Raw genomic sequence first — 11940 nt, forward strand, 5'->3', positions numbered from 1 at the left:
TCGACGGCCGTACGCGGACGTACGCCATCTCGGCACCGGCGCCCGCGTGCCGGGCCGGGAGCGGCCGTGCGGGGGCGCGCTCCCGGCGTTGTCAGTGGTGTGCGGCAAGATCGACGGCTCATCGCTTCGAGAGCCCCGTGGAGACGCGGGGAGACAGGGGGAGCCCCGTGCCCGATGCCGTACCGTCCTTCGCCCTGCTGCCCGGTGCCGCCGAGTCCCCGGTGATCCTGCACGTACCGCACTCGGCGCGGGAGATCCCCGCCGCGGTGCGCGCGGGCATCGCGCTGGACGACGGGGCGCTGGCGCGGGAGCTCGACCACATCACCGACGCGCACACCGCCGAACTCGCCGAAGCGGCCGCGGGCCTGTCCGCCGTGACCCCCTGGCGGTTCGTGAACCGGCTGTCGCGGCTGGTCGTCGACCCGGAGCGGTTCCCCGACGAGCGGGAGGAGATGCTCGCGGTCGGCATGGGCGCGGTGTACACACGGACCACGCACGGCGCCGTCCTGCGGCCCGACGACACCGACGTCGAGCCGCTGGTGGAGCGCTACTTCCGCCCGTACGCGCGGGCGATGACGCGGGCGGTGGCCGACCGGCTGGCCGCCACCGGGCGCGCCGTCGTCATCGACGTCCACTCCTACCCCACGGCCGCGCTGCCCTACGAGCTGCACGGTGCGGGGCCCCGGCCGCCGATCTGCCTGGGCACCGACGCGTTCCACACGCCGCCGGGACTGGCGGAGCCGGCCCGTGAGGTCTTCGCGCGGTGCGGGGAGACGGGGCTGGACAGCCCGTTCGCCGGCGCCTACGTCCCGCTGGACTTCCACGGCGGCGACGCCCGGGTCGGCGCGCTGATGGTGGAGATCCGGCGGGACATGTACATGACCGAGCCGGGCGGTCCGGCGGGTCCGGGGCTGTCCCGGCTGGCGGCGGCACTGGCCGAGCTGGTCGACGGCGTCTGAGGCCGACCTCCGGCTGGAGCACTCCGGCGCGACACCCGGACCGGGCGAGGGCAGGGTGACTGTATGACGCAGGAGATCACCGCCCCGGCCGACCGGGCGGAACCGCCCCCCGTGAGGGACTGGCCCGCGCTGGACCTGGAGGGCACGGAGTTCGATCCGGTCCTCGCCGGCCTGATGCGCGAGGGCCCGATCACCCGCATCCGCCTGCCGCACGGCGAGGGCTGGGCATGGCTCGCCACCCGCTACGACGACGTCAGGCTGATCACGAACGACCCGCGGTTCAGCCGGGCCGAGGTCACCCGGCGTCAGGTGACCCGGCTGGCCCCGCACTTCGCGCCGCGCCCGGGCTCGCTCGCCTGGGCCGACCAGCCCGACCACAACCGGCTGCGCAGGCCGGTCTCCGCGGCCTTCACGGTCAGCGCGATGAAGCGGCTGCGGCCCCGGGCGCAGGAGATGCTCGACGGGCTGGTCGACGGGGTCCTGCGGGACGGGCCGCCGGCGGATCTGGTCGAGCGCGTGCTCGAACCGTTCCCGCTGGCGGTGGTCAGCGAGTTGATGGGCGTACCGCCCGCCGAGCGGGAGCGGGTGCACGCCTGGACCCGGCAGATCATCTCCATGTGCGGCGGGGCCGAGGCCGCCGACCACGCCAAGCAGGGCATGTACGCGTGGATCGCCGACACCATCGGCGCCCGCCGCGACAGCCGCGCCGAGGACGTCCTGTCGCTGCTCGGCGCCGCCGTGGGCCGGGGCGACATCAGCCTGGAGGAGGCCGTCGGGCTCGCCGGGCCGCTGCAGATCGGCGGGGAGGCCGTCACCCACAACTGCGGCCAGATGCTGTACCTGCTGCTGACCCGGCCCGAGCTGATGGCGCGGATGCGGGAGCGGCCCGAGGCCCGCGGGCCGGTCCTGGACGAGCTGCTGCGCCACATCCCGCACCGCAGCACCGTGGGCCTGGCCCGGGTGGCGCTGGAGGACGTGGAGCTGCACGGGGTGCGCATCGCCGCCGGCGACCCGGTCTACGTCTCCTACCTGGCGGCCAACCGCGACCCGGACGTCTTCCCGGACCCGGACCGCATCGACCCGGACCGCGACCCCAACCCGCATCTGTCCTTCGGCAACGGGCCGCACCACTGCACCGGCGCCGTACTCGCCCGGCTCCAGACCGAACTGCTGGTCGACACCCTGCTCGACCGGCTTCCGGGTCTGCGGCTCGCCGTGCCCCCGGCCCAGGTCGCCTGGCGCCGGAGGACGATGATCCGCGGCCCGCGGACGCTGCCGGTCACCTGGTAGGGCGGCCGGGCGCGCGCGGCGGCGCCGGACTCAGGCGTTCGCCGCGGCCGGGTCGGCCACGGCCGACGGCCGCTCCTCGCGCCCGGCGGCCGGCAGCAGCCGCGCCAGCGCCCACGGGCCGGGGCCGAACGCGGCGAGCAGCAGGAACATCCAGGCGTACAGGGCGGCCGGCTCACCGTTGTTCTCGAGCGGCAGCAGGCCTGCCTGCTGGTGCACGGCGAAGTAGGCGTACGCCATCGATCCGGAGCAGATCAGCGCGGCCGCCCGGGTGAACAGGCCGAGCGCCACGAGGGTCCCCCCGACCAGCTGGATGGCGGCCGCCCACCAGTCGGGCCAGACCCCGAACTGGACCGTCCCGCCGTGCGTGCCGAAGGCTCCGCCCAGCACTCCGAACAGCGACGCGGCGCCGTGACAGGCGAACAGGAAGCCGACGACCATACGGACCAGGGAGTGCACGGGACCGGCGGCCTTCAGCGCGGCGGGTTCGACGAAGCGGTTCATGAGCTTCAGCCCTTCAACGGGGACGGAGAACTGGGGACTTGCGGGGCGGAGGCGGTCGACGGCCGGAACACGACGTCGGTATCCGGCCGCCGGGAAGCGGCACCCGCCCCGGCCGACGCCGGACGCTACCCGCGGCGCCCCCACGCGCGGACGTCCATCGGGCGAACAGCCGACGAAGCCTGGGAGCAGGCCAGTTCAGAGCACTTCCCGGCGGGTGCCGCCCCCGCTCCCCGATGCGGCGGAAACGCTGTGACCATGATCACCGAGGGCTCAGGCGGCGCACCTCTGACCTGGTCGAACGCGTGGTTCCCCCGGCGTTTACCAGCCGGTTGTTGTGAGCCGCGACGAGCCCGAACCAAGCTGCGAAAGGACCTGCTCGGGTCCACCGCGTCTGGCCGGTTCCCGCTTCGACGGCGTCGTCCGAGGAGGGCCGAGGCAGACACCAGCTAGGGAGGGACCGGATGATCGGCCATCTGTGCCACACGGCGGAAAAGGGCGACCCGACGCTCGTGCTGGACCGCAGGGCCCTGCCCGGTGACGAGCGGGAACTCGCCGCCGCGCTGCTCCTGGCCCGTGACTGGCTGACGGCCGCACAGGGGATCGACATCACGACGATCGCGATGATCGAGCCGTCCGCCGACCCGGAGTTCGATCTGGACCACCGGTTCGCCCGGTACCTGCCCGGCAGTTCGCCGCGTTTCGCGCTGCGCGGCAGCTGCGGGCACGCGATCCTCTGCTCGGTCGCCGTGGCACAGCGCCTGGCCTGGCTGCCGCGCCACACCGCCCAACGCCCGCTGCGGGTCAAGGTCCTCAACACCGGTGACCGCGTGGAGTGCGAGGTCGACGGGACCGGCCGCACGGCCACGTTCGCCGTGGAGTTCGCCTACCGGCCCCCGCGCCGGCTGCGGGACCTGCTGCCGACCGGGACTCCTCGGGAGGAGCTCGACGGCCTGACGGTGTCCATGGTGTCGGCCGGCAATCCGCATGTGCTCGTCGACGCCGCCGACCTCGGACTGCACGACCAGGAAAGCCTGTTCGCCGCCGGGCCGGCCGTGCGGCGGCGGCTCGCCGGTCTGCGCCGGGGTGCCGCCCGCCGGCTGGGGCTCCCGGAGGACGGCGCGTTCCCCGGGATCGCCGCGGTGGGCCAGTACCAGTACCGGCGCCTGGCGGTACTGCCCCTGCCGGCCCCCGGTGCGACGGACCCACCGTCCGGCCCGGACGAGTCCGCTCCCCTCGCGCCGGCCGACGCCATCACCGTGGCCGCCGCCGCGGTCATCGAGGGCACGGTCGCTCAGCGGCTGGCCACCCGGGGCTGGAGCCGGGCGGACGAACTCGTCGTCGACACCCCGGGCGGCACCACGGTGGTGCGCCTCGCGGTGTCCGGCACCGCCGGGGACGACACCCTCACCCGGGCGCGCGTACGGCGCCGGACCATCCGGTACGCGGGGCCCGTCCTCCTGGAGCCCCTGCGCGGCCTGATGCTCACGCCCCAGGACGCCCCGCGGCCTCTCGCCCTGCGCTGACGCCCCGTCATGCACTTTTCCCCGCACAGCCGCTGAACCACCGACCTCTCCCCCCCTACGCCGTCGATCAGACGGTGGCACCACCCCCGACGGACAGGCGACCCACCCATGCCCTCTGCTCCGCGCGCTCCCCTGCCCGCGCCCGGACCGACACGCCCCTTCGACATCGCCCTCACCACCCTCGCCCCGGCGGTGTGGGGCAGCACGTACCTGGTGACGACGGAACTGCTGCCTCCGGGCAGGCCGTTGCTGGCCTCCACCGTGCGGGCGCTGCCTGCCGGGCTGGTGCTGCTCGCCGTAGCCCGCGGACTGCCACGCGGCGCCTGGTGGTGGCGTGCCGCGGTGCTGGGGGCGCTGAACATCGGCGTCTTCTTCTACCTGCTGTTCGTGGCCGCCTACCACCTGCCGGGCGGGGTGGCGGCCCTGGTGGTCGCGGTCCAGCCGGCGATCGTGCTGCTGCTCGGCGCCGTCCTGCTGAAGGAGCCGATCCGTCCGGCGCAGGTGGCCGCCTGCCTGCTCGGCGTGGCGGGCGTGGCGCTGCTCGCCCTCACGCCCAGGGCCGGGCTGGACCTCGCCGGCCTCGCCGCGGGGGTCGCCGCGGCGGTCAGCATGGCGGCGGGCGTCGTGCTCACCAAGCGCTGGGGGCGGCCCGAGGGGGTGAGCCTGCTGACGTTCACCGGCTGGCAGCTCACCGCGGGGGGTCTGCTGCTCGCGCCCGTCACGCTGGCCGCCGAGGGGCTGCCCGCCCGCGTCACCGCCGCGAACCTCTCGGGCTTCGCGTATCTGAGCCTGATCGGGGCGCTGCTCGCCTACGCGGTCTGGTTCCGGGGCATCGGGCGGCTGCCGGCCCTGGCGGTCTCGGTCCTGGGCTTCGCCAGCCCGCTCGCCGCCACCGTGCTCGGATACCTCGTCCTGGACCAGGGCCTGACGGCCCTCCAACTCGTCGGCGCCGCGGCGGTGGTCGCCGCCACGGCACTCGCCCAGACCTCGCCCGGACCTCGCACCGGGCGACCGTCTGACGACCCGTCACCGGCGCCGGGTCGGAACACCGTACCCGCAGTCAAGGGGAAACCGTGAACACTGCACAGTCCACCGCACGTCCCTCGGTACGCGTCCGGGACATCCGCCCGGGCGGATGCCTGCCCGACCTGCTGCGGGAGCAGGCCGCCCTGCGCCCCACCGCCACCGCCGTCGTCAGCGGCGCCGAAAGCCTCACCTACCGCGAACTGGACGCCGCCGCGTCCCGGTTGGCCGCGCGCCTGCACGCGCTGGGCGTGACCCGCGACGCTCGCGTCGGTCTGTTCGCCGAACCGTCACTGGACCTGATGACCGGCGTGTGGGGCATCCTGTCCAGTGGCGCCGCCTATCTGCCGCTGTCCCCGGAGTACCCCGAGGAACGGCTGCGCTACATGATCGAGGACAGCGGAACCCGCGTCGTCGTCACCCAGGACCACCTCGCCGCCCGGCTCCGCGACCTAGTCCCCCGCGGCACCGTCGTCGTCACCCCGGCCGACGCCGCTCAGTGCACGGCCACCGAGCCGCCGGCGCCCGCACCGGCCGACCTCGCCTACGTCATCTACACCTCCGGCAGCACCGGCCGGCCCAAGGGCGTGCTGATCGAACACCGCGGCGTCCTGTCCCAGATGCGGTGGATGCAGACGTGCGGGCACCTCACCCCGCACACCACCGTGCTGCAGAAGACGCCGATGAGCTTCGACGCGGCGCAGTGGGAGATCCTCGCCCCCGCGGTCGGTGCCCGGGTGGTGATGGCCCCGCCCGGCAGCTACCGCGATCCGGAGGCGCTGCTCGCCGCCCTCGCCGAGCACGAGGTGACCACGCTCCAGTGCGTGCCCACGCTGCTGCAGGCCCTGCTGGACACGGAACGGCTCGGCTCGTGCACCACGCTGCGCCGGGTCTTCTCCGGCGGCGAGGCGCTCTCCCGGCAGCTGGCGCGCACCTTCCTCGACCAGGTGCCGTGGGCCTCGCTGGTGAACCTGTACGGCCCCACCGAGTGCACCATCAACGCCACCGCCCACCTGGTCGACCCGGACGCGCTCGGCGAGGGTGCCGGCTCGGTCCCCATCGGCGTGCCGGTCGACAACACCCAGTGCTACATCCTCGACGAGAACCGGGCGCCGGTGGACATCGGGGAGACCGGTGAGCTGTACATCGGCGGCGTCCAGCTGGCCCGCGGCTACCTGGACCGGCCCGGGCAGACCGAGGAGCGTTTCGTCCCCTCGCCGTTCGTGCCGACCGAGCGCCTCTACCGGACCGGCGACCTGGCGTACTGGAACCCCGACGGCACGATCCAGTTCACCGGCCGCACCGACAACCAGGTCAAGCTGCGCGGCTACCGCGTCGAGCTCGACGAGATCGCCCTGGCCGTCGAGGAGCACACCTGGGTGCGCCGCGCCGCCGCGATCACCGCCGACGACCCGCGCACCGGCTCCACCAACCTGCTGGCGTGCGTCGAGCTGAACGCGAAGGAGGCCGCCCTGATGGACCAGGGCGACGCCGGCGCGCACCACCAGTCGAAGGCCAGCAAGCTCCAGGTGAAGGCGCAGCTGTCGAACCCCGGGCTGCGGGAGGCGGCCGAACTCGCCGGCCGGCCCGTGGTGCCCCTGGCGGGCCGGCGGGAGACCACCAGGCAGCGACGGGAGGCGTTCGCCCGCAAGACGTACCGCTTCTTCGACGGTGGCCGGGTGACGCGCGACGACCTCCTCGCCCTGCTCGCCCCGCGCCCCGCCCGCACGCTCTCCCGGAGCCTCGCCGACCTGAGCTTCGCCCAGCTCGGTGAACTGCTGCGCTGGTTCGGCCAGTTCCGCAGCGAGGAGCGGCTGCTGCCGAAGTACGCCTACGCCTCCCCCGGCGCCCTGTACGCCACGCAGATGTACCTGGAGACGAGCGGTCTGGACGGTCTGCCGGACGGCGTGTATTACCACCATCCGGCCGACCACACCCTGGTCCGGATCGCCGACGCCCCGCGGAGCGCCGAAGCACGGCTGTCGGTGCACCTGGTCGGGAAGAGGCGGGCCATCGAGCCCGTCTACAGGAACAACATCCGGGAGGTGCTGGAGTTCGAGGCGGGGCACATGCTCGGCGTCTTCGAGGAGATGCTGCCCGAGTACGGCCTGACGATCCGCCCGGCCGCCCACCGGCCCGCCGTCAAGGACGCCCTGGACGTCGCCGCCGAGGACTACTACCTGGGCAGCTTCACCGTGGACCGCAACGACGGCCTCGCCCCGCACGACCCCACCGAGATCTACGTGCAGGCGCACCCGGACCGCGTCGACGGGCTGCCCGCGGGACAGTACCGGTGGACCGGCCGCGACCTGGAGCGCGTGTCCGGCTCGCTCGTCCTGGGCAAGCACGTCATCGCCATCAACCAGCAGGTGTACGAGCGGGCGAGCTTCGGTGTGACCGCCGTGAGCCGCGCGCCCGAGGAGTGGCTGGAGTACATCGCGATGGGCGCGAAACTGCACCACCTCCAGCGCAACGCCGTACGCGTCGGCCTCATGTCCTCCGGCTACAGCTCCCGGACCGGCCATCCGCTGCCCGCCGCACGGCGCGTGGACGACATCCTCGCCTCCTGCGCGATCCCCACCGGCCCGTCGTACTTCTTCCTCGGCGGCAAGGTGGGCGAGGAGCAGATCGCCGACGAGGGCATGAACGAGGACGCCGTGCACATGAAGGGCCCGGCCGAGATGATCCGCGACGACCTGGCCGGGCGGCTGCCCGACTACATGGTCCCCAACCGGGTCCTGGTGCTGGACCGGCTGCCGCTCACCGCCAACGGGAAGGTCGACGTGAAGGCCGTGGCCGCCCTGGAGCAGGTGCGCTCCACCGACACCGGCAGGCCCTACGTCGCCCCCGCCACCGCGGCGGAGCGGTGGCTCGCCGACGCCTGGGCGAAGGCGCTGAAGTACGACGACGTGTCCGTGGAGGACGACTTCTTCGCCTCCGGCGGCAACTCGCTGATCGCGGTGGCGCTCGTCAACCGCGTCAACCGGGAGTTCGGCCTGCGCCTGCCGCTCCAGGTCGTCTTCGAGTGCCCGCGGCTCGCCGATCTCGCCGCCCGCATCGAGGACGACGGCGCCGCGCCCTCCTCGCGGCTGGTCCCGCTGCACGCCGAGGGCACCGGCCGCCCGGTGGTCTGCTGGCCGGGGCTCGGCGGCTACCCGATGAACCTGCGTCTGCTGGCCCGTGAGGCGGGCGCGGGCCGCCCGTTCCTCGGCGTCCAGGCGCACGGCGTCAACAGCGGTGAGACGCCGTACCCGACCATCCGCGAGATGGCCGCCGCGGACGTGGCGGAGATCCTGCGCGTCCAGCCCGAGGGCCCCTACACCCTGTGGGGCTACTCCTTCGGCGCCCGCGTCGCCTTCGAGGCCGCCTGGCAGCTCGAGCAGTCCGGACGCCGGGTGGACGACGTGCTGCTGATCTGCCCCGGCAACCCCGAGGTCGGGACGGCGGACGGCGCCCCCTCCGGCCGCGAGGCGTCCTACCGCAACCCGGTGTACGTGGCGATCCTGTACTCGGTGTTCACCGGCACCGTCAGCGGCCCGGACGTGGACGCCTGTGTCGCGGCCGCGCGGGACGAGGCCGGCTTCGTCGGCTTCGTCCAGGAGCGGGTGCCCGGACTCGACGAGCAGTTGATCCGCCGCATCATGCGCGTCGTCGCGGAGACCTACGAGTTCGAGTACACCTTCCGCGAACTCACCGAACGGCGCCTGGACGCACCGGTGACCGTCTTCAAGGCCACCGGTGACGACTACTCGTTCATCGAGGCGCACTCCGGCTGGTCCGCCACCCCGCCGGCCGTCGTGCAGCTGACGGGCGACCACTACGGCGTGCTGCGGCGACACGGCATCGCGGAACTCGCCGCCGCGATCCACGGCCGGCCGGGCGGCCGCGGGTGAGGGAGTCCGGCGCGGGGACGCCGCCGACGGTGATCGGCGGCGTCCCCCGGCCCGTCAGGCCCGCAGCCACTCCGTGACCACCACGTCCCCGCCGGTCCGCAGCCGCAGCGCGAACGGGCCGGCGGGCGGGGCGTCACCCGCGAAGCGGCCCAGGTCGTCGGCCGTGAGCGGGACACCGGCATGGGGGCCGCTCAGCACCTCGATGCGGGCCGGCCGGGGCGGCATCAGCTGCCCGAGCAGCCCGTCCTCGGTGACCTCGACGTCGACGGTCAGCTCACCGGCGCGGAAGGTCAGCATCCGCGGCACGTCCGTGGCACCCCTGACCGGGAGGGCGTCGACCAGCGAGTCGAAGGTCAGCTCGGCGATCCGGGTGTCGAGGTCGTGCAACGCGTAGGCCTCGAAGGCCAGTTGGCGCAGCGCGCTCGGCACCGGGTCCAGGATGGCGGTGGCCGCCCGCAGTTCCTCCTCCAGGAGTCCGACGTCGAACTCCTCCTCGTCCGGGGCGTTCCCGTCGCGGACGCCGTCGTCGTCGCTCACAGTGCCCCCCGTGCGTCGAGTCGTGCGCGCAGACGCCGCAGGCAGCGCTGGCGCAGGGGTCCGATGCTGCCCACGGCGATGCCCAGCGCCGCGGACACCTCCTGGTAACTGGGCGGCGGCGAGGCCATCAGCACGCGCAGCAACTGCCTGCAGCGCTCGCCGAGCGCCTCGAACTCCTGCCACAGCCGGCGGACCCGCTCGCTCTGCGCGGCGGCCTCCTCGGAGTCGAGCAGCGACTGCTCCGGCGTACGGTCCTCGCTGACCCGGTCGAGCAGTTGCGGGTCGTCCGTCACCGTCAGCCGGCTCAGGCCGCGGATGGTCTTCAGGCACTCGTGCCGCGCGGTGCTCGCGAGCCAGGAGCCCGCCTTGTGCGGCTCCCGGATCCGCCCGAGGTGCTGGGCGAAGCGGAACCAGACGGTCTGGTACACCTCGTGCCCGTCCGCGTCGGAGAGCCGGTGCGCGCGCACGACCGACCACACCAGCGGGCTCAGCCCTTCCACCAGCGCTTTCCAGGCCGCCGCGTCACCGACGACGGCGGACTGGACGAGCGCGCCGACATCTGCACGGTCCACGGCCCCACCCCTCGTGTACGGCAAGACATCGTACGCCGTGGTGGGGACGGCTTCGGTCCTCATGCCGGCGGAGCGAGCCGCACGACGGGGACCGGGCGCCACGTGGGCGGGCGCAGCGCCGGTACGTGCGCCCCGCGCACCTCCGCGTACTCGGTGTTCGCCTCCAGCAGTCGGCGCCGTGCCGCGCGCGGGTCGCGCTCCTTGTGCGCCGTCATGTGCGCCGCGACCATGCCGGCGGCGACGGGCGTGGCGAAGGAGGTCCCGCTCCAGTGCGCGAACCCCTCGAACATCACCTGGTCCGCCTTGCCGGAGCCGGCCTCGCGTCCCTCGCTCAACACACCGGTGTGGCGCGGGTACTGGCAGGTGCAGGCGTAGGTGAAGCCGAACCGGCAGGCGTCGTAGGTGGAGTGCTGGTAGACGTACGGCACGGGCTTCCGGAAGCCGGTGAGGGCGCTGGTGAGCCGCTCACCGGGGGCGTAGACCTTGACCCAGGCCCCGTGGTTGCTGAAGCAGGCGCCGTGCTCGCCGTCGCCGCGCAGCGCGCCCACGGAGAGCACGGAGTCGGCGAAGTCGGGCAGGTCGGCGTAGGCGGCGGGCCAGAAGGGGGTGGCGCTGGCGTTGTTGCCGGCCGCCGCCACGAGCAGGGTGCCCCGGTCGCGCAGTTCCTCCATGAAGCTCTGCACGCCGAGCAGGCCGTCGGTGCGGCCGTTGGAGGTGCCGGCGGACAGGCTGATGAGGTCGGGCCAGCCGTGCTCGTCGACGGCCTCGAAGAGCTTGTGCCCGAAGTCGGACTCCAGGACGGCGCCGGCGTCGTTGAGGGTGCCGCGCACCGTGATGTCCGTGCTCGGGGCCACGGCGGCGACCAGCCCGGCGATGAACGTGCCGTGTCCGACGTACTGCTGGAGGATCCCCTGGTCGTCGCACTCCCGCACCTGGTGGTCGCCCCGGACGTGGGCGAGCAGCGGCAGCGACCGGTAGTCGTGCATGAGGCCGGTGTCGATGACGAGCACGCCGACGGCGCCGTCCGGGTCGTAGGGGGTCCCTGCGGGCGCCGGGTTGGTGCCCTGGGTGAGGGCGGCGGGCACGGGCTCGTCGCCGGGGCAGGCGTTGACCGCGACGGACACCACGTGGTTGCGGCTCACCAGCCGCCGTCCGGCGCGCCCTTCGTGGGTCCGCAGCGCCCGCAGCGCGTGCGCGACGGCCCGGTCGCCGCCGCGGTCGCCGTGGCCGGGGTCGCCGACCTGGATCCGGGTGACGCCGGTGCGGTTGGTCTCCGGGCTCGCCCGGCGCACGTGGTCGGCGGTCAGACCGGTGGCCTCGGTGAAGTGCGTCCGCACGGTGTCCTCGACCAGCCGCGCCTCCTCGCCGTCGCGGGCGAGGACGACCCCCTTCTCGTAGAAGAACTCCGCCGAGTCGTCCGGTCCCATCGCCAGCGGGACGTCGGGCATGGAGCGCTGGATCTGGTCGAACTGTTCGTGGAATCGCTGTGGTGCCATGGCGTGTCCTCCCGTTGTGGCCGCGGTCGTCAGTGTGATCCGCCCCGCCCGTACCTGATACAGAGCGCAACCCGTGGGAGCCGGTTCCACGGGCCACTACCATCCGTGGGGTGAGAGCGGGAAACGACTCGGTTCTCGAACTGCTG

Annotated in this window: 9 protein-coding genes; 5 read left to right on the plus strand and 4 right to left on the minus strand. The window is 73.8% G+C overall.

The features are described 5' to 3' along the window. The first annotated feature begins 167 nt into the window (after window positions 1-167). Together ACIPM1_RS10305 and ACIPM1_RS10310 are read left to right on the plus strand one after the other, a co-directional pair. Window positions 168-959, plus strand: coding sequence for an N-formylglutamate amidohydrolase (locus ACIPM1_RS10305; protein WP_402431627.1), 792 nt, complete (start codon window positions 168-170; stop codon window positions 957-959). Between the two features lie 63 nt (window positions 960-1022). Then, window positions 1023-2249 carry a cytochrome P450 gene (locus ACIPM1_RS10310; protein WP_402431629.1) on the plus strand — a complete coding sequence of 409 codons (1227 nt, stop codon included), beginning with the start codon at window positions 1023-1025 and terminating at the stop codon, window positions 2247-2249. Between the two features lie 30 nt (window positions 2250-2279). Here ACIPM1_RS10310 and ACIPM1_RS10315 read toward each other — a convergent pair whose 3' ends face one another. Then, window positions 2280-2750 carry a DoxX family protein gene (locus ACIPM1_RS10315; RefSeq protein WP_402431632.1) on the minus strand — a complete coding sequence of 157 codons (471 nt, stop codon included), beginning with the start codon at window positions 2748-2750 and terminating at the stop codon, window positions 2280-2282. 461 nt (window positions 2751-3211) lie between these two features. Here ACIPM1_RS10315 and ACIPM1_RS10320 point away from each other — a divergent pair, with 461 nt between their 5' ends. The 3 genes from ACIPM1_RS10320 (at window position 3212) to ACIPM1_RS10330 (ending at window position 9189) form a co-directional block, all read left to right on the plus strand. Further along, window positions 3212-4273, plus strand: coding sequence for a hypothetical protein (locus tag ACIPM1_RS10320; protein WP_402431635.1), 1062 nt, complete (start codon window positions 3212-3214; stop codon window positions 4271-4273). A gap of 108 nt (window positions 4274-4381) precedes the next feature. Further along, window positions 4382-5350: an EamA family transporter gene (locus tag ACIPM1_RS10325; protein ID WP_402431638.1), complete on the plus strand. Its 969-nt coding sequence runs from the start codon at window positions 4382-4384 to the stop codon at window positions 5348-5350. Continuing rightward, on the plus strand, window positions 5347-9189 hold the full coding sequence (locus ACIPM1_RS10330) for an amino acid adenylation domain-containing protein (RefSeq protein WP_402431641.1): 3843 nt from the start codon (window positions 5347-5349) through the stop codon (window positions 9187-9189). Before ACIPM1_RS10325 ends, ACIPM1_RS10330 begins: the two co-directional genes overlap by 4 nt. A gap of 54 nt (window positions 9190-9243) precedes the next feature. On the opposite strand, the gene ACIPM1_RS10335 is transcribed toward ACIPM1_RS10330, so the two are convergent. From ACIPM1_RS10335 to ACIPM1_RS10345, 3 genes are read right to left on the minus strand one after another with little or no spacing between them, the layout of a single operon-like run. After that, the gene (locus tag ACIPM1_RS10335; RefSeq protein ID WP_402431644.1) at window positions 9244-9726 is read right to left on the minus strand and encodes a hypothetical protein; all 483 of its coding nucleotides are present in this window, start codon (window positions 9724-9726) and stop codon (window positions 9244-9246) included. Continuing rightward, on the minus strand, window positions 9723-10298 hold the full coding sequence (locus ACIPM1_RS10340) for an RNA polymerase sigma factor (RefSeq protein WP_402431647.1): 576 nt from the start codon (window positions 10296-10298) through the stop codon (window positions 9723-9725). Before ACIPM1_RS10340 ends, ACIPM1_RS10335 begins: the two co-directional genes overlap by 4 nt. 59 nt (window positions 10299-10357) lie before the next feature. Then, window positions 10358-11794 (minus strand): S8/S53 family peptidase, encoded by a 1437-nt coding sequence (locus ACIPM1_RS10345; RefSeq protein WP_402431650.1) that lies wholly within the window; start codon window positions 11792-11794, stop codon window positions 10358-10360. Window positions 11795-11940 lie beyond the last annotated feature (146 nt).

Source organism: Streptomyces sp. NPDC086766, assembly GCF_044746005.1.
Lineage (GTDB): Bacteria > Actinomycetota > Actinomycetes > Streptomycetales > Streptomycetaceae > Streptomyces.